Source organism: Paraburkholderia sp. IMGN_8 (assembly GCF_038050405.1).
Taxonomy (GTDB): domain Bacteria; phylum Pseudomonadota; class Gammaproteobacteria; order Burkholderiales; family Burkholderiaceae; genus Paraburkholderia.
Genome location: NZ_CP150900.1, coordinates 43077 through 65765, shown reverse-complemented (window position 1 = coordinate 65765; position 22689 = coordinate 43077). Strand labels below are relative to the sequence as shown.

The following is a 22689-nucleotide window of genomic DNA, read 5'->3' as shown; positions in this document are numbered from 1 at the left end:
TGTTTCGCGAGACGCCCGAGGCCCCATGACCGAACTCAAACACACCCCGCTCAACGCCACCCATCGCGCGCTCAACGCCCGCATGGTCGATTTCGGCGGCTGGGATATGCCCGTCAACTACGGCTCGCAGATCGACGAACACCGCGCCGTGCGCACCGACGCCGGCATGTTCGACGTGTCGCACATGTGCGTCGTCGATTTCACCGGCGAGCGCGTACGCGCCTTCTTCGAATACGCACTGGCGAACAACGTCGCCAAGCTGCAAACGCCGGGCCGCGCGCTCTACTCCTGTCTGTTGAACCAGAACGGCGGCGTGATCGACGATCTGATCGTCTATTACTTCGGCGAAGATCACTTCCGCGTGGTCGTCAACGCCGGCACCGCCGACAAAGACATCGCGTGGTTCGGCCAGCTCAACGCAGAAGGCAGCTTCGGCCTGACCATCACGCCGCGCCGCGATTACGCGATCGTCGCCGTGCAAGGTCCGAATGCGCGCGAAAAAGTCTGGCAAACCGTGCCGGTCGCGCGCGCCGCCACCGAATCGCTCAAACCCTTCAACGCCGCGCGCGTCGCCGATACGCCGTTCGGCGAATTGACCGTCGCCCGCACCGGCTACACCGGCGAAGACGGCTTCGAAATCATCGTCCCGGCGGCTCACGTCGAAGCGCTGTGGGGCGCGCTGCAAGCGCAAGGCGTGCGCCCCGCGGGTCTCGGCGCGCGCGACACGCTGCGCCTCGAAGCCGGCATGAATCTGTACGGCCAGGATATGGACGACAACGTCTCGCCGCTCGACGCCGGCCTCGCATGGACCGTCGATCTGACCTCGCCGCGCGACTTCGTCGGCAAATCGAAACTCGAAGCGAACGGCTCGCAGGCCGCGTTCGTCGGCCTGATCCTGCTGAAGGACAACGGCAAGGCGGCAGGCGTGCTGCGTGCTCATCAAAAAGTCGTCACGCCGCACGGCGACGGCGAAATCACCAGCGGTACCTTTTCGCCGACGATGCAGGAATCGATCGCCTTCGCGCGCGTGCCGAAAGGCGTGCAGCCCGGCGACACCGTTCACGTTCAGATTCGTGACAAAAACGTACCTGCAAGCGTGGTAAAACTGCCGTTCGTGCGCAACGGCAAAGTGCTTGCGGTTTAAGCGGCCGGCGCGTTCGTCACCCCTTCAAGAAAACGTGGTTGCCCCAAGTTTTCCTGCCCCCTCGGGGGGCCTGGCGTGAAGCGACAGGTTTGGGGGCCCCCTTTATTAAGTCAATACCGAATCACACCGCATAGGAGCATCCGATGAGCATCCCGGCCGATCTGAAATACACCGAATCGCACGAATGGGTCCGCACTGAGGCGGATGGCACGCTGACGGTCGGCATTACCGACCACGCGCAGGAAGCGCTCGGCGATATCGTCTTCTTCGAAGTTCAGGAATTGGGCAAAACCGTGACCGCAGGCGACACCGTCGCCGTGATCGAATCGGTGAAGGCCGCTTCCGATATCTACGCGCCGGTCTCGGGCGAAATCATCGAAGCGAACACGTCCGTCGCCGACACGCCTGATTCGGTCAACAGCGCGCCGTACGACAGCTGGCTCTTCAAGATCAAGCCGGCCGACGGCGCCGCGCAAGATCGTTTGATCGACGCCGACGCGTACTCGAAGTCGATCGGCGCCTGATCCACTTACTCGTTTAAACCTTCAGGTGCGGCGTCCGTCAGGCATGGCGCGCCGCACCGCCAGGAACACCCCATGAAGCTCGAACACCCGGATCGTCTGATGAACCGCACTCCTCTCTCGCTCGCCGCGCTCGAAGTGCATGACGCCTTCGCCGAACGGCACATCGGCCCGGATTCGGCCGACCAGCAAGCGATGCTCGAAGCCTTGGGCTTCGCCTCGCGCACCGCGCTGATCGACGCCGTCATTCCGAAGACGATCCGCCGCAGCGAAACGTTGCCGCTCGGCCCCTTCGCCCAGCCGAAGAGCGAAGCCGAAGCGCTCGCCGCGCTGCGTGAGCTGGCGGACAAGAACCAGGTGTTCCGCTCGTATATCGGGCAGGGCTATTACAACGCGCACACCCCGACGGTGATCCTGCGCAACGTGCTGGAAAATCCGGCGTGGTACACCGCGTACACGCCGTATCAGCCGGAAATCTCGCAAGGCCGTCTGGAAGCGCTGCTGAACTTCCAGCAAATGATCGTCGATCTGACGGGTCTGGCGATCTCGAACGCATCGCTGCTCGACGAAGCAACCGCCGCCGCCGAAGCGATGACGCTGCTGCAACGCATCGGCAAGCCGAAGTCGAACGTGTTCTACGTCGCTGACGACGTGCTGCCGCAAACCATCGAAGTGGTGAAAACGCGCGCGACGCCAGTCGGCATCGAAGTGAAAGTGGGCCCGGCTGCGGATGCGGCGAACGCCAACGCGTTCGGCGTGCTGCTGCAATATCCGGGCGTGAACGGCGATGTGCGCGACTACCGCGCACTCACTGAAGCGATTCACGCGGCGGGCGGCCATGTGGTTGTCGCCGCCGATCTGCTCGCGCTGACCATGCTCACGCCGCCGGGCGAATGGGGCGCGGACGTGGCCGTCGGCAATACGCAGCGTTTCGGCGTGCCGGTCGGTTTCGGCGGCCCGCACGCTGCATATCTCGCCGTGCGCGACGAATTCAAGCGTCAGATGCCGGGACGTCTGGTCGGCGTGACCGTCGATGCGCAAGGCAATCCGGCGCTGCGTCTCGCGCTGCAAACACGCGAACAGCATATCCGCCGCGAAAAGGCGACCTCGAACGTCTGCACCGCGCAAGCGTTGCTCGCGATCATGGCGAGCATGTACGCGGTCTATCACGGCCCGCACGGCCTGAAGACGATCGCGCTGCGCGTGAACCGTATTGCGGCGCTGCTCGCAGCCGGCGCGAAGAAGCTCGGCTACACGCTCGTCAACGACACTTTCTTCGACACGCTCACGTTCGAAACCGGTGCACGCACCCAGGCACTGCATGATGCGGCGACGGCCAAGCGCATTAATCTGCGCCGCGTGAGCGACACGCGCGTCGGTATCTCGATCGACGAAACCACCAAGCGCAGCGATCTGGCCGATCTGCTCGCAGCATTTGCGCAAGCGGCATTTGTCGACGAAATCCCGCAAATCGACGCCCTCGACGCAGAACTCCCCGCAGAGAACACGGTGCCTGCCGCACTCGAACGCACCAGCGCGTACCTCACGCACCACGTGTTCAACCGCCACCATTCGGAAACGGAAATGCTGCGCTATCTGCGCAGCCTGTCGGACAAAGACCTCGCGCTCGACCGCTCGATGATTCCGCTCGGCTCCTGCACGATGAAGCTGAACGCGACCTCGGAGATGCTGCCGGTCACTTGGCCCGAATTCGGTCAGATTCACCCGTTCGCTCCGGCTGAGCAAACGGTCGGCTACCGCGAAATGATCGATCAGCTGGAACAGATGCTGGTCGCGGCCACCGGCTACGCAGCCGTGTCGCTGCAGCCGAATGCCGGCTCGCAAGGTGAATACGCGGGTCTGTTGATCATTCACGCGTACCACGCGTCGCGCGGCGAAGGCCACCGCAACGTCTGCCTGATTCCCGCCTCGGCACACGGCACGAACCCGGCGTCGGCGCAGATGGCCGGCATGCAGGTGGTCGTGGTCGCGTGCGACGCCCAAGGCAACGTCGATATCGAAGACCTGAAGGCGAAGGCCGCGCAACACGCCGACAAGCTCGCCGCGATCATGATCACGTATCCGTCGACGCACGGTGTGTTCGAGGCGAACGTCCGCGAAATCTGCGAGATCGTGCATGCGCACGGTGGCCAGGTCTATGTGGACGGCGCGAACATGAACGCGATGGTTGGCCTGTGTGCGCCGGGCCAGTTCGGCGGCGACGTCTCGCATCTGAACCTGCACAAGACCTTCTGCATTCCGCACGGCGGCGGCGGACCGGGCGTCGGTCCGGTCGCGGTCGGCGCGCATCTCGCGCAGTTCCTGCCGAACCAGATCTCGTCGGGCTACGAACGCACGCCGAACGGTATCGGTGCGGTGTCGGGCGCACCGTACGGCTCCGCTTCGATCCTGCCGATCTCGTGGATGTACATCGCGATGATGGGCGCAAAGAACCTCACCGCCGCCACCGAAACCGCGATCCTCAACGCGAACTACATCGCGAAGAAACTCGCGCCGCATTATCCGGTGCTGTATTCGGGCCCCGGCGGCCTGGTCGCGCACGAGTGCATTCTCGATCTGCGTCCGCTCAAGGAGACGAGCGGCATCACCGTCGACGACGTCGCCAAGCGTCTCGCCGACTACGGCTTCCACGCGCCGACCATGAGCTTCCCGGTGCCGGGCACGCTGATGGTCGAGCCGACCGAATCGGAATCGAAGGAAGAACTCGACCGTTTCGTCGAAGCGATGATCGCGATCCGCGAGGAAATCCGCGCGGTCGAAGCAGGCCGTGCGGACCGCGAAGACAATCCGCTGAAGCATGCGCCGCATACGGCAGCGGTCGTCATCGCGAACGAATGGAAGCATGCATATGCGCGCGAAACCGCCGCGTATCCGCTGCCGACGCTGATCGCGAAGAAGTACTGGCCGCCGGTCGGCCGTGCGGACAACGTGTATGGCGACCGCAATCTGTTCTGTTCCTGCGTGCCGGTCGCCGACTACGAATAATCCTGGCCGTCGCCTGCATGACCGCGTACCGCCCGCATGTTGTAAGCGGGTGGTGCGCGGTTCTGTCGTTCGTGCCCGCAAACGGCTAACATCACACACCGAATCAGCCTAACGAGGAGTTTCGCATGGCGCGAAAGGTGCGATTGATGCAAAGCCGGACCGCAATAAGGCGAGCCCAGACGTGGCAGCAGGCCTGCGCGCTATTGCTGGCTGGCGCAGCCGTGCTGCTGCCGCTGCGGCAGGCACGGGCCGCGATGAATTTTTGTGCGGCGCCCGCGCTGCAAACCAGCGAGCGGACCAACGCCGATCCCGGCGTCAAAGCACTGGTGAGCAATGTGCAGGCGCATCTGAACGACCCGCCGCGAGCGCTTGCAAAACTGCATACCGAAGGCACGCTGCCACACGAGGGCATCTACGATCAGAGCGTCGAGGCGGAGAAGGATCTGGATCTGTTGCGCGACGCCGCGCTTGCATGGCGCGCGACCAGCGACGATCGTTATCTGAAGCTGGTCGACCGTTTGCTGTTTGCGTGGGTCACGACTTACCAGCCGAGCTTCAATCCGATCGACGAAACCCGTTTCGAAGGCCTGATCCTCGCCTACGACATGACCGCGAGCGCACTGCCGGTGAAAACCCGCAACGCATCGATGGCGTTTCTGACGAAGTTCGCGAACGGCTACATCACGCAGATCGACGCGCAGCCGCGCCCGCTCAAGGGCACCTATCGCAACAACTGGCAGAGTCACCGGATCAAGCTGATCGCAATGGCCGCGTTCACGCTCGATAACCGCAAGATGATCAACGCGGCTCAGCGTCTGTTTGACGAGCATATCGGCGACAACATCGCGCCGGACGGGTCAACGTTCGACTTCGGCGAACGCGATGCGCTGCATTACGTCACCTACGACCTGCAACCGCTTGTGACCGCCGCGCTCGCCGCGCGCCGCCACAACCGCAACTGGTTGCTGGAAAAGGGCACGAACGGTGCGTCGCTCGCGGGCGCGCTCGATTGGCTCACGCCGTATGCGGACGGCAGCAAGACACATGAAGAATTCGTGCATTCGAACGTCGCGTTCGATGCCAAACGTCGCGAGGCCGGTTTGCCTGGCTATTCGGGTCAGTGGGATCCGAAGAACGCGACGGAACTGTTTCACCTGGCGGCGCGTCTCGATGGACGCTATACGCCGATCGCGTTGCAGCTCGCACCGATGCCACCCGCGTGGCTCGCCGTGTGCTTACCGCTGCCGGCGCGCTAAACTTACTTTTATCAGCAGGGAGCAGCAATGGCAGTCAGCGTCTTCGACCTCTTCAAAATCGGCATTGGTCCGTCCAGTTCGCATACGGTCGGGCCGATGCGCGCGGCGCTGATGTTCGTTCAAGGGCTCGAACGCGACGGGCTGCTCGGCGCGACGGCATCGGTGAAAGTGGATCTGTATGGTTCGCTCGGCGCGACGGGCAAGGGCCACGGTACGGACCGCGGCGTGATGCTCGGGCTGATGGGCGATGCGCCCGACACCGTCGACCCCGACACGATCGTTCAGCGGCTCGAAGCGGTGCGTGCGTCGCGCAAGCTCGCGCTGCTCGGCACGCACGACGTGCCGTTCGTGCAGAAAGATCATATTTCGTTCTATCGGCAGGCGCTGCCCGAGCATCCGAACGGCCTGAAGCTGCGCGCGTTCGATGCGCAAGGCGAGACACTGCGCGAGTCGACCTATCTGTCGGTTGGCGGCGGCTTTGTGGTGACGGCCGGCGCGCCGAACACGAAAGTGCTGAGCGCCGTCGACCAACTGCCGCATTCGTTCCGCAGCGGCAGCGAGTTGCTCGCGCTGTGTCAATCGACCGGCAAGAGCATCGCGCAGCTGATGTGGGAAAACGAGCGCGTCTGGCACACGGAAGAAGAAACGCGCGCGGGTTTGCTGAAGATCTGGGACGTGATGCAGTCGTGCGTGGCGCGCGGTTGCGGCATCAACAATCCCGATGCCGACGGTAATCTGCCCGGCCCGTTCCAGGTGAAGCGCCGTGCGCCGCAGTTGTATCGCGCGCTGTCGGGCAATCCTGAACTGGCGCTGCGCGATCCGCTGTCGATGGTCGACTGGATCAATCTGTACGCAATCGCCGTCAACGAGGAAAACGCCGCGGGCGGGCGTGTGGTCACCGCGCCGACCAATGGCGCGGCCGGCATCATTCCAGCGGTGCTGCATTACTACACGCGTTTCATGCCGGGCTCGAACGAGCAGGGCGTGATCGACTTCCTGTTGACGGCGGCAGCGATCGGCATTCTGTACAAGCTGAACGCGTCGATTTCGGGCGCGGAAGTGGGTTGCCAGGGTGAAGTGGGCGTCGCCTGTTCGATGGCGGCGGGCGCGCTCGCAGCGGTGATGGGCGGCACGCCGGCGCAAGTGGAGAATGCCGCGGAAATCGGCATGGAACACAACCTCGGGCTGACCTGCGATCCGGTCGGCGGGATGGTGCAGATTCCGTGTATCGAGCGCAACGCGATGGGCTCGGTAAAAGCCGTCAATGCCGCGCGAATGGCGCTACGCGGTGACGGCACACATTACGTGTCGCTGGACTCCGTGATTAAGACGATGATGCAGACCGGCGCGGATATGAAGACGAAGTACAAGGAAACGTCGCGCGGCGGGTTGGCGGTGAATATTGTGGAGTGTTGAGGCGGCCTGGTTTGTACGGCGGTTTGTTCTGCTAATGACGCGGGCTTCGGCCCGCGTTTTCGTTTCTGCCTGGTCAACGGACGCTTCGTGGATGCGGTTGCGCTGCGCCGTGACATTGGACGCGCTGTCGGCGTAAGCTGTCGAAGCGCCCATCGGCTTCTGTCCAGGCTCGATGCGGCAACAGCCCGACTGCACCGATCGCACCCATCGTCACACTGGAGGCTTCATCGCAATGCCGCTTGCTTCTGATTTTCCTGCCGCCCAAACCACCGGCGCGCGTCTCGTAGTCGATGCGTTGCTCACCCACGGTGTCGAACGTGTGTTCTGCGTCCCAGGCGAGAGCTTTCTCGCCGTTTTGGATTCGCTGCATGACGAGACCGAGCGTATTCAAACCATCGTGTGCCGGCACGAAGCAGCGGCGGCAAACATGGCCGAAGCAACCGGCAAATTGACCGGCCGCCCAGGCGTCGCGATTGTCACGCGCGGCCCGGGTGCGACACATGCGTCGATCGGCGTGCACACCGCGTTTCAGGATTCGACGCCGATGATCCTGCTGATCGGTCAATGCGCACGCGAGCATCTCGACCGCGAGGCCTTCCAGGAAATCGACTACCGGCGCATGTTCGGTCAGATGGCGAAGTGGGTCGCGCAAATCGACGATCCCAAGCGCATTCCCGAATACCTGAGTCATGCGTTTCACACGGCGACGTCGGGGCGTCCGGGGCCTGTCGTGCTGTCGTTGCCGGAAGATGTGTTGAGCGAGGCGTGTGAAGCCGTTGCCGGAGCGCCGGCCTACAAGCGAGTGGCAGCATCGCCGTCCGCGGCGCAGATCGAACAGTTGCGGCGGCTACTTGAAGCTGCGCAACGGCCGATGGTCATCGCAGGTGGCAGCGGTTGGACGTCGGCAGCGTGCTCGGACCTGCAACGCTTCGTCGAGAACTGGCAACTGCCGATCGGCCTTGCGTTCCGCTTCCAGGACACGCTCGACAACGAACATCCGAACTACGCCGGCGACGTCGGCCTCGGCATCAATCCAGCGCTTGCTCAACGCATCCGCGATGCGGACCTGCTGCTCACGCTCGGCCCTCGCCTGGGCGAAGCAACGACGAACGGCTACACGCTGCTCGATATCCCGAAGACGAGGCAAACGCTGGTTCACGTGCATCAGGGCGCGGAGGAACTGGGACGCGTGTATGCCGCCGATCTGCCGATCGTCTCCGGCATGCCGGAACTAACAGCGCTGCTTGCCGGCTTAAAGCCGTCTTCTGACAAGCCCGCATGGGCCGGCGCGGCGGAAGAAGCGCATCGCGCGTATCTCGACTGGCGCAAACCGCGTCAGATTCCAGGCGACGTGCAGATGGGCGAAGTGATCCAGCAATTACGCGCGCATCTGCCGGAGGACGCGATCCTGACAAACGGCGCGGGCAATTACGCGACGTGGCTGCATCGGCATTTCTCGTATCGGCATTTCCGCTCGCAACTCGCGCCGACCAGCGGCGCGATGGGCTACGGCGTGCCGGCGGCGATCGCGGCGAAGTCGCTGTATCCGCAACGCGTGGTGGTCGCATTGGCTGGCGACGGTTGTTTCATGATGTCCGCGCAAGAACTCGCGACCGCGATGCAGTACGACCTGCACGTAATTTTCATCGTGGTGAACAACAACCACTTCGGCACGATCCGGATGCATCAGGAACGGCACTATCCGAATCGCGTGCACGGCACCGGTCTCACGAATCCGGATTTTGCGGCGTTCGCGCGCTCGTTCGGCGCGCATGGCGAGACGGTGGAACGGACCGAAGATTTTCTGCCGGCGCTGCAACGCGCGATGGAGGCGAAGCGTGCCGCGGTGATCGAAATTCGTATGCCGCAGGAAGCGAGCACGCCGGGCGCGACATTGGAGCAGATTCGGGAGCAGGGGAGGAAGTTGCGAGGGGAGTCGTGAAGGCAGCGATAGTGCGACTCGCACACAGCTAAACATCAAAGAAAAAGCCCTGCGGCTAAACACTCCGCAGGGCTTTTTTGTGCGTCGAGCGCCACGCCAATACCGCACGTGACACTCGCACGCTCAAGCAAAAACCGCTTACTTCCCGCCCACGCTTTGCAGCGTCGTCCACTTGCCGTCGACAACCTTGTACAGCGTGATGCCGCCGTTCTTCAGGTCGCCCTTGCCGTCGTAGGCGAGGTTCGCCGACGTCACGGCCGGCATCGAGGTCTTCGCGAGCAGCGGCAGGTATTTGGCCGGATCGGTCGAGTTAGCCTTCTTCATTGCGTCGAACATGGCCATCGCGCCGTCGTAGGCGTACGGCGAGTACGTTTGCACGTCTTCGTTGAAACGCTTCTTGTACTTCGCGACGTAGTCCTTGCCGCCCGGCATTTCTTCCAGCGGCAGGCCGGCGAGCGATGCCACTGTGCCGTTCGCTGCGTCACCCGCGATCTGGATGAAGGTCGGCGTGTGAACCATTTCGCCGCCCATCAGCGGCGCCTTGATGCCGAGTGCCTTCATCTGCTTGACCATCGGTGCCGCTTGCGAATCCGCGCCGCCGTAATAGATCAGGTCCGGGTTGACCGACTTCAGCTTCGTCAGGATCGACTTGAAGTCGACAGCCTTGTCGTTCGTGTATTCACGATCGACGATGGTGGCGCCCGACGCCTTCGCTGCCTTCTCGAACTGATCAGCCAGACCCTGGCCATAGGCCGTGCGATCGTCGACGATCGCGATCTTCTTCACGCCCAGGCTCTTCACCGCGAACGTGCCGGCGACCGAACCTTGCTGCGTGTCGGACGTCATCATGCGGAAGGTGGTCTTGAAACCTTGCTGCGTGTATTCCGGCGCCGTCGCCATCGCGATTTCGGGGATGCCCGCGTTCGCGTAGATGCGCGAAGCCGGAATCGTGGTGCCCGAGTTGAAGTGGCCGAGCATGCCCTTGATGCCGTCATCCACCAGCTTTTGTGCAACGGTCGTGCCGGTGCGCGGGTCAGCCTGGTCGTCGGCCGAATCCAGCACGAAGCGAACCTGCTTGCCGCCGATCACCGGCTTGGTCGCGTTCATGTCTTCCACTGCCAGCGTGATGCCGTTCTGGAAGTCCTTGCCGTAGTGCGCCTGCGCGCCCGTCATCGGACCGGCAAAACCGATCTTCACGTCTTCCGTCGATTGAGCGTTGGCCGTCCCCGCCAGCGACATCGCTGCAACCAGCGCTGCGCCTGCCAGCTGTTTCATCTTGTGTTGCATAGCTTCTCCTTGGTACCAGGTGTGGATGGAGCGGTTTCGGGGTCGCCGTACCGCTTCCGTTTTATTGAGTGGATCGATGAGGTTCGCTCAACCGATCGTCATCAAATTTGCATTACCGCCAGCTGCTGCCGTATTCACGCTGACCGAGCGCTCCGTCAACAGACGCTCGAGCGCGTAATCCTCATCGCCGCTTTCCAGCGCGCGAGCCGCGACGCCTTGCACCGAGACGATCGGCCCCGGACGCTGCGCGACTTCCTTGACCAGCGCCAGCAATTCGTCGCTATCGCCCTCGAACAACACCGCATCGAAAGGCGTATCGGCGCTCTTCCTCACGCTTGCATGAGACTTCAACGCGGCGGGCAACATCGACACCAGTTGCTCGCCGGCCGCGCCGTCGAACAGCGCGCGGTTGCCGGTGGCGAGCACCGCCGCCAGTTGCACCCGGGCGCCGCTTGCCGTCGACGCCACGCACAGCACCGTGCCGCGCGCGCCCAACGTGTAGGTATTGCGCTCGCCGGTGGGACCCGACAATACCGCCGTCGCGCCCGCCAGCACATGCGACAGATAGCCGTCACAGCGCGCGGCCAATACCGGCTGGCGTTCGGCGATCAGCCAGTCGCGCAGCGTCGTCAGCGCCGCGGACGGATTGTCGCTGTTTTCAGCAGCTTGCGGTGCATCCACCATCAATGCGTCTGCCAACGACTTCGGCAAACCGGCCGGACGCGTCGCCAGCAGACGTTGCAGATACAGCGCGCCACCCGCCTTCGGGCCCGTGCCCGACAAACCTTCACCGCCGAACGGCTGAACCCCCACCACCGCGCCGATCACGTTGCGGTTCACGTAGATGTTGCCGACATGCGCGCGGCTGATCACGTGCGCGATCGTTTCATCGATTCGCGTGTGAATGCCGAGCGTCAGGCCGTAGCCGGTCGTGCGGATCTGCTCGAGCAGCTTGTCCAGTTGGCTGCGGCGGTAACGCACCACATGCAGCACCGGGCCGAACACTTCGCGCTTCAGTTCGTCGATGCTGTCGAGTTCGATCAGCGTCGGCGGCACGAAGGTGCCTTGCGCGCAGCCTTCCGGCGTCGGCAGTTGCTCGACCTTGCGGCCTTTCTCGCGCATCGCAGCGATATGCGCGTCGATGCCGCGCTTCGCGTCGAGGTCGATCACCGGGCCGACGTCGATCGACAGGCGATCCGGATTGCCCACTGCCAGCTCGCGCATCGCGCCGGTCAGCATTTCCAGCGTACGGTCCGCAACATCGTCCTGCAGACAAAGAACGCGCAGCGCGGAACACCGTTGACCGGCGGAATCGAACGACGATTGCAGTACGTCGGCCACCACCTGTTCAGCCAGCGCCGACGAGTCGACGATCATCGCGTTCTGACCACCGGTTTCGGCAATCAGCGGAATCGGCTTGCCGTCCGGATCGAGGCGGCCGGACAACGTCTTGTTGATCAGACGCGCGACTTCGGTCGAACCGGTGAACATCACCGCGCGGGTCCGCGGGTCGGCCACCAACGCCGCACCCACGGTTTCGCCGTCGCCCGGCAGCAGTTGCACCGCGCCTGCCGGCACGCCGGCTTCGCGCAGGATACGCACGGCTTGTGCAGCGATCAGCGGCGTTTGTTCGGCCGGTTTCGCGAGCACGGTGTTGCCCGCAGCCAATGCTGCGGCCACTTGGCCCATGAAAATCGCCAGCGGGAAATTCCACGGGCTGATACACACGACCGGACCGAGCGGGCGGTGCGTGTCGTTGGAAAACTCGTCGCGAATCTGCGTCGAGTAGTAACGCAGGAAGTCGATCGCTTCGCGGATTTCCGCCACCGCATTCGCCAGCGATTTGCCGGCTTCACGCACCACCAGCCCCATCAGCGTATGCATCTGTGCTTCGAGCAGGTCGGCGGCACGAGCGAGGCAATCGGCGCGGGCATCGACCGGCGTGGCTTGCCAGATAGGCGCGGCGGCAACCGCATGGGCGAGTGCGGCGCTCACGTGTTCCGAGGTCGCTTCGACGACCGTGCCGACGAGGTCGCGATGATCGGCCGGATTGCGCACATCGCGGGCGGTGCCGACGGCGATCTCATTGTCTTCGAGCATCGGCACCGCGCGCCACGGATGATGCGCGCTCGCCAGCAACGCCGACGACAGCGACGCCAGACGATGTTCGTTCGACAGATCGAGGCCCATCGAATTGAGGCGCTCGGCGCCATACAGATTGCGCGGCAGCGGGATCTTCGCGTGCGGCGCGCCGAGCGGGACGATCTTCGACGCTTCGTCGACCGGGTCGGCGATCAGGTCCTTGATCGCGACGCTTTCATCGGCGATGCGGTTCACGAACGACGTGTTCGCACCGTTTTCCAGCAGACGGCGCACGAGGTACGCGAGCAGCGTTTCATGCGTGCCGACCGGCGCGTACACGCGGCACGGACGGTTCAGCTTGTCGCGGCCGGTGACTTCCTCATACAGCGGCTCGCCCATGCCGTGCAGGCACTGGAACTCGTACTGGCCGGGATAGTAGTTGTTACCGGCAAGGTGATAGATCGCCGACAGCGTGTGCGCGTTATGCGTCGCGAACTGCGGATAGACCGCGTCGGGCGCGCCGAGCAGCTTCTTCGCGCACGCCAGGTACGATACGTCCGTATAGATCTTGCGCGTGTAGACCGGATAGCCTTCGAGGCCGTCCACTTGCGCGCGCTTGATTTCGGTGTCCCAGTACGCGCCCTTCACGAGGCGCACCATGATGCGGTGACGGCTGCGGCGCGCCAGATCGATCAGGTATTCGATCACGAACGGGCAACGCTTCTGATACGCCTGCACCACAAAACCGATGCCGTTCCAGCCGGCCAGTTCTGGATCGAAGCACAGTGCTTCGAGCAGATCGAGCGAGATTTCGAGGCGATCGGCTTCTTCAGCGTCGATGTTCAGGCCGATGTCATACCGGCGCGCGAGGATCGCCAAAGAGCGAACACGCGGCAGCAGCTCGCTCATCGTGCGTTCCTGCTGCGAGCGCGAATAGCGTGCGTGCAACGCCGACAGCTTGATCGAGATGCCCGGACCTTCGTAGATGCCACGGCCGCCGGCGGCTTTGCCGATCGCGTGGATCGCCTGTTCGTACGATGCGTAGTAGCGTTGCGCATCGGCTTCAGTGGTTGCCGCTTCGCCGAGCATGTCGTACGAGTAGCGGAAGCCGCGTGCTTCGTACTTGCGGCTATTGGCCAAGGCTTCGGAGATGTTCTCGCCGGTGACGAACTGCTCGCCCATCAGGCGCATCGCCATATCGACGCCCTTCCTGATCAGCGGCTCGCCGCCCTTGCCGATCAGGCGCGTGAGCGCCGACGACAGGCCGGCTTCGCTGTTGGTCGTCACCAGCTTGCCGGTAATCATCAGGCCCCACGTCGCGGCGTTGACGAACAGCGACGGCGCCTGGCCGACATGCGATTTCCAGTCGCCCTTGCTGATCTTGTCGCGGATCAGCGCGTCGCGGGTGGCGCGGTCGGGAATCCGCAGCAGCGCTTCGGCGAGGCACATCAGCGCGACGCCTTCCTGGCTCGACAGCGAGAATTCGTGGATCAGCCCTTCGACGCCACCACCCTTGCTCTTGCTGCGCAGCGTTTCGACCAGCTTGCCGGCCATCGCCTCGACGTCGCCCGCCAGGTTCGCCGGCAAACGCGCCTGGCCGAGCAGGAACGGCAGGCATTCCGGCTCAGGCCGGCGGTACGCGGCGGTGATCGCCGCGCGCAACACCGATTGCGGTTGCACGTTCTGCGCGAATTCGAGGAACGGGTGCGACGCGCCGTCTTCCTCGCTTTCGACCGCGGCGCCATCGGCCAGATCGGCCGAGCCGGTCGCGCCCGACAATTCAGGCGGCAATTGCCCGTGCTCGATCTTTTCGAGGTACGCGAAGATCGCCTGCTTGATCAGCCAGTGCGGAGTGCGTTCGAGGCGAGTGGCGGCATCTTTCAGCCGGGAACGCAGGAGGTCGTCGACCTTGACGCCAAGGGTGGTGCTAGCCATGTTTCCTTCTTCGGATACCAGTCAACGTAAGCTGGCGAAAGACTAAAAGTTCGCCGAATCGTACGCCTCCCAATAAAAAGGTGCAACCATGCGCGATGCATGGTTGCACCTAGATGAAAGCCTTGTGCAGTCGGGGTTTCCGTGGGATCGTGCCGGGCCGGGCGACACCGGTTGCGGTCAGTACTTTCCCTGGCGTGACGCTTTGGCGTGATTCTTTTTGCATCTACCCTTATCGAATCGCGCGGCGCGCCGTTATACAGACTGGATGGTCGCGGCCGCAGGGCACGCAAATAAAAACGGTACGGGGTTTTAGAGGACAAGAGAAATGGAAAAGTGGTTGGTGGTATTGGGCGTCTGGGCAATGTGCGCGACTTGCGCGGTGCTGTTCATCCGCGGTGCGACGGGTGGCTCGGGCAAACGCGCGTCCGAGGAAGGACGCACGCGACAGGCATCGCGCGCGTCGGCTGGCGATACACGGACGGCTTTGCGGGATTGAGTAACTGAGTCCGGCAACCTGGGATTGAAGAAGCAGAGGCGCCGGTTTGCGATCGGAGTGCGCCGCCCGGTTTAGCCAGGCGGCGATGGGAGCGCGCGCGTCAGTGCCGCGGAATCGGCTCGAACTGCGCGCACGCGTCGTCGGGAGAAACGAGCTGGTCATGCAGACGGCATAGCCGGCTGCCCGCCACGCTCGCACCAAACCCGGAACCTAACACGGCGAGGCCCGGAATGCTTTGCTCAAGTGAATGTCGATCGTCGGCGCGGTATCGGCAGCTTGCGCAGCACGGCCCGCACGTTTCATCGCGTGCGTCCGCGGTGCCGGCAACGCGCTCGGCCGCGCTCATCACGAGCCCTGCCCCAAGCTATTCCAGTACGGTGCGAACACGTGCGCGGACAGCACGTAGCCGATGGCGATATTGACCGCCACGCCCGCCGTGAAGGCGAGGAACGGCTTCAGGCCGGTGGCCGTCAGCGAGCGCAGGCGCGTGGTCAGCCCAATGCTCAGGAAACAGAACGTGAACGCCCAGGTGCGCAGCGCGGTAATCGGCGCGACGAATTCCGGCGTGACGACCTTGCGGTAATCGGCCAGCGAATAGTGGCTGGCGATCCACGTGACCAGCGCCGACGCGATCACGAAGCCGATCACGAATTTCGGAAAGCGCGCCCAGATCTCGCCGGCGTTGGCCTTCGCCTGGACGCCGCTGTCCTGCGACTCCCAGCGCGTCGTCGCGACGATCGCCAGCACGAACGCCCAGATGCCGATCCAGATATCGCGGCCGACCACCTTCATCAGCGTGAACGCCTGCAACGACGCTTCCGGTGCGCCGGCAATCGCGCCGCCGGCGTGTTTCGCGAAGTCGCCATAGGCTTGCGCGGCGGCAATGCCGGCGGCATCGGCGAATTCGGAGGTGCCGATCCACGCGCCCGCAACCGCCGTCGATAGTCCCAGCGAGCGCGACGCGAACGGCAGCACGAAAATCATCACGATCGCCCACAGCACCACCAAAGTGATCGCTACCGACGCCTGCTCACGTTTGGCCCGCACCGCACCGGCAATCGCAATCGCCGCCGACACGCCGCACACCGCGCCGCCCACGCCCAGCACGGCGGCAAAGCGACGGTCGAGGCCTAACGCCTTGCCGGCGAAGAAAATCACGAAAAAGGTGACGAGCGACACGATGGTCGCTTGCCCGACCGCGACCGGGCCCGCCCACACCAGCAGCGTGAACGGCAAGGTCGCGCCGAGCAGCACGATGCCGACCTTGATATAAAACTCGACACGCAAACCCGCCGAAAACCACTCGGGCAGCGTGAACACGTTCGAGATCAGCAGGCCGAGCGCCAGCGCCACCAGCGGCGGCTCGAGGTTGTACTTCGAGGCGTTCACCCACGCGCCGAGCGTGAAGATCAGCGCCGACGCGATAAACAGAATCAGGAACGAGCCAAGAAAAGATCCGACCCGCTGCTTCAGCGCGGCGAGGCTCACGCCGAACAGCAGCGAGAACACGATAAACAGCGCGACGTAGTTCGGCAGATGTTTGCCGAAGTCCTGTGCGGCCTGGCCGACGCTCGACCATTTGGCCGGCGCAGTCGCCAGCCACTTGATGCTGCTGCCCGACGCGAACAGCGCCCAGGCAACGACGATGACTAACAGGCCGACCCAAACGGCCAACCAGTCTTCAGTGGAAAAGAGACCGCCGCCGCGCGTGCTTTGCTGCCTGCCAGGCGCGGCGCCTGTCGGAAGAGTGTGGTTGGTATCGCTCATCGCAATGCCCCGGGGAAGTTGAGGTGCATCGACGCGCGGATTTTGGAATTGTTGTGAAACTTGCGCCGATTCGGCGAAATATAGGCGAGCGAAGTCGTAAAACGAAACGACCATTCGCTCTATGAATATGACGTAAAGGAGTAACGCCGAAGTTAGGTGCGCGTTGGCGCTAGATGTCGAGCGGGTCGACTTCGAGGTTCCAGCGCAGCACGCCCTTAAGGCTGCGCAGCATCGGTTGCCAGGCACGCAAGGTCGCCTGCAGCGCCGCACGCGACGCGCTTTCGATCAGCAACTGCGCGCGATGCACGTGCATCACCTTGACGATGGTGAGCGGCACGGCGTCGTAGACGCTCACGCGTTCAGCCGCCGGAATCTCCGTCAACGCCGCAGCCGCCTGCTGCAAGAAAGCGAGCGCCGCTTCGAGCGTGCGCCCTTCGGCGCGCAGTAGCGCCTGATAGACGAACGGCGGCAAGTGCGCGTCGCGACGCTCGGCCAGCGTCGAATTGGCAAAGCCGACGTAGTCGTGCCGGGCCAGCGCGTGATAAAGCGCGTGGCGCGGATAGCGGGTCTGCACCAGCACTTCACCCGGCAAACCGGCGCGGCCGGCGCGGCCGCTTACCTGCATCAGTTGCGCGAAGAGGCGCTCGCTCGCGCGAAAGTCGTGCGAAAACAAAGCGGTATCGGCGTTGAGCACGCCGACCAGCGACACCCGTTGAAAGTCGTGGCCCTTGGCGATCATCTGCGTGCCGACAAGAATGTCGACCTCGCCCGCGTGCACATCGGAGAACAGCGCCTGCGCGCTGCCCTTGCGGCGCGTGCTGTCGGCGTCGATACGCAGTACACGGGCGCCGGGCACCGCGCTCGCCAGCGTTTCTTCGACGCGTTGCGTGCCGCGCCCCATCGGTGCGATGTCGACGTTGCCGCAATCCGGGCACGAGCGCGGAATGCGCGATTCCCAGCCGCAGTGGTGACAGCGCAGCGCGCGCTCGGGTTTGTGCAGGACGACGTAAGCGCTGCAACGCGGGCAACCGGCGACCCAGCCGCAGGCGTCGCAGGCGAGTTGCGGCGCGTAGCCGCGGCGGTTGAGAAACACGAGGCTTTGCTCGCTGCGCTCCAGCCGGTTTTTCAGCGCGGCGATCAACGGCCCCGACAACCCTTCCATCGATGCCCGCCCACGCCGCCGCTCTTCTTCGAGATCGATCAGTTTGACGCTCGGCAGCACGGCTTCAGCGACGGCGCGGCGCGACAACGTGAGACGCGTATAGCGCCCCTGATCGGCCTGCCACCAGCTTTCCAGCGACGGCGTAGCCGAGCCGAGCACCACCGGCAAGCCAAGTTGCTTGGCGCGGTAGATCGCCAGGTCGCGCGCCGAATAGCGCAGGCCTTCCTGTTGCTTGTAGGCCGGATCGTGTTCCTCATCGACGACGATGATGGCGAGCTTCGGCAGCGATGCCAGCACCGCCAGCCGCGTGCCGAGCACGATGCGGGCGCGCCCGGTGTGCGCGGCGAACCAGTTGCGGGCGCGTTCACCTTCTGCGAGGCCGCTGTGCAGCGTGACGATCGATGCGCCTTCCAGCGCGGCAAAGCGCGCCCGGAAGGCCGCTTCGAACTGCGGCGTCAAATTGATTTCAGGAACGAGGACAAGCGCCTGCGCATCGGGCTTCGCAGCGAGGATTTCGGCGAGCGCGCGCAGATAAACCTCGGTCTTGCCGCTGCCGGTCACGCCGTGCAGCAGGAACGGCGCAAAGCCGTTGGCGTCGCGGATCGCTTCGACGGCGGCCGTTTGCTCGTTGGTGAGCGTGGGCAGTGTAGGCGCCGGCGCATCCGGCGACATTGGCGCGGCAAGCGCCGCGGCAGCTTCGATGACGTCCAGCGCGACCCAGCCTTCGGCCTGCCAGGCGTCGAGGGTCGCGATTGCTTTGGGGTGGATCGCACGGGCATCGGCTGCCAGCAGGAAGTCGGTCTCGGCGAGCGCCTGCGCAAGCTTTCTCAGGACGCTGGCTCGGACGGGCAACGCATCCGGCAACGCGTCGCGGCCCTCGGACGTGAGCCGGTAACGCTCTTCCGGGGCGAACAGACGCGTCCAGCGCGATGCGTCGCGCAAGGCTTGCGGCAACGCGGGCAGGGCCACTTCCCCGAGGCCGCGCTGATAGTAGTCGGCCGCGAAGGCTGCCAGCGCCAGCCATTGTGCCGACACCGGCGGGCACGCGGTGCAAACATGGTCGACCGCGCGCAGGCGCTCGGCGGGAACGTCACTGTGAGCGGTCACTTCGCAAACAAGGCCCACCACGTGGCGCTTGCCGAACGGCACGCTCACCAGCATGCCCAGCGCGACGCCCTCGGGCGTGTCGCAACGGTAGTCGAATAAGGTCGGCAGCGGATGATCCAGCGCGACGCGGACGAACACGGCACTCACGCGGCGGTCTGGGCGTGGTGAGTTGATGCGGCACGATGCCGCGCCGCAGTGAGCATTGGGCAGAAAGCGAACCCGTCGAAGTTAAAGTAAAACTTCAATTTCGGCGCTAAGTTTTGGATTCGGCTGAACAATTGCAATTGGTCCGCGTGCCTGTGGATAACTTTGTTGAGAACTTCGCTCTGAAGGGCCAAGAACCGCGCCGCAGCTACCTTCTGTGGGATTCCGCACATTTTGTCGTGAGGTCGTGAAACCCTTGCCAGATAAGGCTTAGATCAAATGCGCCTGCAATGTGCAAGGGCTGGTGCACGATGAAAGCTTCTACCGCGCCGCAACGTGATGAATGTGCATAAGTCAAGTCTTGACAACAGCAAGATCGCCATCTGGCGGCCCGCAGCCTGCTGTTTTGCCCTTAGACCGGGAGCCCAGTTCGCTGCGTTGCAGCAGAATTGGCAACGGTTACAGCGTCACGTTGGTGCATGAGCACCGCTGCGAATTGCGCGGCTATGGCGGTGAACTTCATCGACCAGTTCGGCGACGTGCTCCGGCGGCGTAAATTGCGAGATGCCATGGCCGAGATTGAAAACGTGGCCCGGGTGGTTGCCGAAGCTATCGAGCACAGCACGCGCTTCCATGCGAATCGAAGCCGGCGGCGCGAACAGCACCGACGGATCGATATTGCCTTGTAGCGCCACCTTGCCGCCCACACGCTCGCGCGCCTTGCTCAGATTCACCGTCCAGTCGAGCCCGACGGCATCGACGCCGGTATCGGCGATCTCGTCGAGCCACAGGCCGCCGCCCTTCGTAAAGGTGATCACCGGCACTTTCTCGCCGTCGTGATCGCGCTTCAACTGGCTCACGACCTGCTGAATGTAATGCAGCGAGAAGCGTTGATAGACACCGTCTGCCAGCGCCCCACCCCACGTGTCGAAAATCATCACGGCTTGCGCACCGGCTTCGATCTGCGCGTTCAGATACGCCGCAACCGACTTCGCATTGACATCGAGAATGCGGTGCATCAGGTCCGGGCGCGCGTAAAGCATCGACTTGACGATGCGGAAGTCTGCCGAGCCGCCGCCTTCGACCATGTAGCACGCCAAGGTCCACGGGCTACCCGAAAAACCGATCAGCGGCACGCGCTGACGGCCTTGGGCGTCGGTGAGTGCGGTGCGGATTTCGCGCACCGCGTCGGTGACGTAGCGCAGCGTGGCGTCGATGTCGGGCACCGCGAGACGCGCCACATCGTCTTCCGTGCGGACCGGGCGGGCGAATTGGGGGCCTTCGCCAGTGACGAACTCGAGGCCGAGGCCCATCGCGTCAGGCACCGTCAGGATGTCCGAGAACAGGATCGCGGCGTCGAGCGGATAACGCTCGAGCGGCTGCAGCGTGACTTCCGTTGCGTAGGCAGGGTTCTTCGCCAGACCGAGGAAACTCCCCGCGCGACCGCGCGTGGCGTTGTATTCCGGCAAGTAGCGGCCCGCCTGTCGCATCAGCCAGATCGGCGTGTAGTCGGTCGGCTGGCGCAGCAGCGCGCGCAGGAAAGTGTCGTTCAGGAGTTTATGGGCCACGTTGCGTGCGACTGAAGGCAAAGGGGTATTTTACCGGACCCGGGTCACCGCATCGCGCTTGATGCGGGCAATAACTGCATCGCACATTGTGTTTGGCTGGCTTTGACGCCTCGTCTGCCGCGCCATGACTCGGCTGAACGGCCAATGTTCAACCGTAATTGGCCGGGCTATCATCCGACGGCCTTACCAAACAATTACGCGCAATCAAGGAGAATCGATGAACAAGGCAGCACTCGCACTGCTCGGCGCTTTGGCCGGTGTTTTGATGCAAAGCGGCGTGGCCCACGCACAGACCAGCGCAACCGCCGCGGCGCCTTCGCGACTCGACGAAATTCTCGCGCGCGGCACGCTGCGCGCCTGCACGACCGGCGATTACAAGCCCTACTCGTTCTACAAAGCCGACGGCCAGTTCGAAGGCATCGATATAGAGATGACCGAATCGCTCGCCAAGTCGCTCGGCGTGAAGGCGGAATTCGTCAAAACGTCGTGGCCGAACTTGATGAACGACTTCGTTGCAAAATGCGACGTCGGTGTGGGCGGCGTTTCGCCGACACTCGAGCGGCAAAAGCGCGCGTTCTTCACACAGGCATACATGATCGACGGCAAGACGCCGATCGTGCGATGCGATGACGTCAACAAATACCAAACGGTCGCGCAGATCGATCAGCCAGCCACGCGCGTGATCGTCAATCCGGGTGGCACGAACGAGCGCTTCGCGAGGCAGTATTTTCCGCACGCGAACGTCACCGTCTATCCGGACAACGTGACAATCTTCAAGCAGATCCTCGCCGGCAAGGCCGATGTGATGGTCACGGACGCGTCGGAGACGTTATTGCAGCAAAAGCTGAATCCGGGTCTTTGCTCCGTGCATCCGGACAAGCCGTTCCAGTACGGTGAGAAGGCCTGGTTGCTGCCGCGTGGCGATGTCGCGTTCCAGCAGTATGTGGACCAGTGGCTGCACCTGGCGCGTGCGACCGGCGAGTACCAGGCAATCTCGGATAAATGGCTGAAGTAAGGCTTGTCGCTTGCAGGCTGCCTGTACTCCTCCCGGCTCGACGAGTTGGTTGGATATAGCCTTTTTTAAATAATTCCACTGCGCCAGCACAATCGTGTAACCGGATCGCCGGATGTAAGCAAAAGCGGAACAATGCAGTCGAACGGTCGCTGCGATCGGGGCAGCCGGTTTTTTCGCCCTGTCCGCACTTCATGCGTGCCGCATTGCAGCACGGTCGCTCACTCCGGGAAAGATGAGGTGCATGGGTTCAGCAAAGGCCTGTAATACAGGCAATCGTTTGCGAAAAAGATGAACATGCAACCATTTCATGCGGAATCGACTGAACGGGTTGTCCCGCGATATGCGTCGCGAATAGCATCAATCAGGCGTATTAAATTGCGAGTCTGTCATCGGTAAAACTTACGTTTAAAACGTTTCCGATTGGCAATAAATCCCGCAACGCCTTATCTGGCGGGCGTTACAACCTGAAACACTTTGTTACCGCGCGTGTAGGTTAATTCGCCCACAATGCCCTCAACGGTTTCAACACGGATGTGGCTGGGTGCGTGGTGTGAGCGGATACGATGCACTTGCCGGTCGGCGTACGCCGAAGCCCTGTGAAGGGGCATCCCTGCTGGGGCCGTAGTCGGCGCTGGGGCGTCGTCTCAGTCGGTTCCTCCTTTGGTCTCCTCGCGCTAACCCCGTAGCGTGTGGTTTTTAGCGGGCTCCAGGCCCGCTTTTTTTTCGTCTGGTCAAACGTTTGCGTGTTTTTTCAGGACCATTTTCGGCTCGGGCGGCAAACGGTTTTCCCCCAAATGTCGGCCGGCGCGGCGCAAGAATCTGCGCCGCGCCGAACCCGCAT

13 protein-coding genes are annotated in these 22689 nt (G+C 63.4%); 8 read left to right on the top strand and 5 right to left on the bottom strand.

The annotated features are described in order from the left end of the window. Nucleotides 1–25 precede the first annotated feature (25 nt). The 6 genes from gcvT to WN982_RS00235 all read left to right on the top strand — a co-directional run bounded on the left by gcvT (nucleotide 26) and on the right by WN982_RS00235 (nucleotide 9285). A complete protein-coding gene (gene gcvT, locus WN982_RS00260) occupies nucleotides 26–1144 on the top strand; it encodes a glycine cleavage system aminomethyltransferase GcvT (RefSeq protein ID WP_341313876.1) in 1119 nt (372 codons plus the stop codon). A 143-nt stretch (nucleotides 1145–1287) separates the two neighbouring features. Continuing rightward, nucleotides 1288–1668 (top strand): glycine cleavage system protein GcvH, encoded by a 381-nt coding sequence (gene gcvH, locus WN982_RS00255; protein WP_341313875.1) that lies wholly within the window; start codon nucleotides 1288–1290, stop codon nucleotides 1666–1668. Nucleotides 1669–1740: 72 nt separating this feature from the next. Next, the gene (gene gcvP, locus WN982_RS00250) at nucleotides 1741–4671 is read left to right on the top strand and encodes an aminomethyl-transferring glycine dehydrogenase (RefSeq protein WP_341313874.1); all 2931 of its coding nucleotides are present in this window, start codon (nucleotides 1741–1743) and stop codon (nucleotides 4669–4671) included. Between the two features lie 125 nt (nucleotides 4672–4796). Further along, on the top strand, nucleotides 4797–5927 hold the full coding sequence (locus tag WN982_RS00245) for an alginate lyase family protein (protein WP_341313873.1): 1131 nt from the start codon (nucleotides 4797–4799) through the stop codon (nucleotides 5925–5927). Nucleotides 5928–5954: 27 nt separating this feature from the next. Continuing rightward, entirely contained in the window at nucleotides 5955–7343 is a 1389-nt protein-coding gene (locus WN982_RS00240) for an L-serine ammonia-lyase (RefSeq protein WP_341313872.1), read from the top strand. A gap of 232 nt (nucleotides 7344–7575) precedes the next feature. Further along, nucleotides 7576–9285, top strand: a complete 1710-nt coding sequence (locus WN982_RS00235; RefSeq protein ID WP_341313871.1) for a thiamine pyrophosphate-binding protein — start codon at nucleotides 7576–7578, stop codon at nucleotides 9283–9285. 138 nt (nucleotides 9286–9423) lie between these two features. On the opposite strand, the gene WN982_RS00230 is transcribed toward WN982_RS00235, so the two are convergent. Together WN982_RS00230 and putA are read right to left on the bottom strand one after the other, a co-directional pair. Continuing rightward, complete coding sequence (locus WN982_RS00230) at nucleotides 9424–10572, bottom strand: branched-chain amino acid ABC transporter substrate-binding protein (protein ID WP_341313870.1); 1149 nt, start codon at nucleotides 10570–10572, stop codon at nucleotides 9424–9426. A gap of 87 nt (nucleotides 10573–10659) precedes the next feature. Next, nucleotides 10660–14589, bottom strand: a complete 3930-nt coding sequence (gene putA / locus WN982_RS00225) for a trifunctional transcriptional regulator/proline dehydrogenase/L-glutamate gamma-semialdehyde dehydrogenase (protein ID WP_341313869.1) — start codon at nucleotides 14587–14589, stop codon at nucleotides 10660–10662. A 325-nt stretch (nucleotides 14590–14914) separates the two neighbouring features. Here putA and WN982_RS00220 point away from each other — a divergent pair, with 325 nt between their 5' ends. After that, complete coding sequence (locus WN982_RS00220; protein ID WP_341313868.1) at nucleotides 14915–15085, top strand: hypothetical protein; 171 nt, start codon at nucleotides 14915–14917, stop codon at nucleotides 15083–15085. Nucleotides 15086–15430: 345 nt separating this feature from the next. Here the strand turns inward: WN982_RS00220 and WN982_RS00215 are convergent, their stop codons facing one another. The 3 genes from WN982_RS00215 to hemE all read right to left on the bottom strand — a co-directional run bounded on the left by WN982_RS00215 (nucleotide 15431) and on the right by hemE (nucleotide 20833). Beyond that, a complete protein-coding gene (locus tag WN982_RS00215) occupies nucleotides 15431–16852 on the bottom strand; it encodes a putative sulfate exporter family transporter (RefSeq protein ID WP_341313867.1) in 1422 nt (473 codons plus the stop codon). 169 nt (nucleotides 16853–17021) lie between these two features. After that, a complete protein-coding gene (locus tag WN982_RS00210) occupies nucleotides 17022–19268 on the bottom strand; it encodes a primosomal protein N' (RefSeq protein WP_341313866.1) in 2247 nt (748 codons plus the stop codon). 464 nt (nucleotides 19269–19732) lie between these two features. After that, entirely contained in the window at nucleotides 19733–20833 is a 1101-nt protein-coding gene (gene hemE, locus WN982_RS00205) for a uroporphyrinogen decarboxylase (protein WP_341313865.1), read from the bottom strand. 217 nt (nucleotides 20834–21050) lie between these two features. On the opposite strand from hemE, the gene WN982_RS00200 reads away from it, so the two are divergent. Next, the gene (locus WN982_RS00200) at nucleotides 21051–21848 is read left to right on the top strand and encodes a transporter substrate-binding domain-containing protein (RefSeq protein WP_341313864.1); all 798 of its coding nucleotides are present in this window, start codon (nucleotides 21051–21053) and stop codon (nucleotides 21846–21848) included. The last annotated feature ends 841 nt before the right edge of the window (nucleotides 21849–22689 follow it).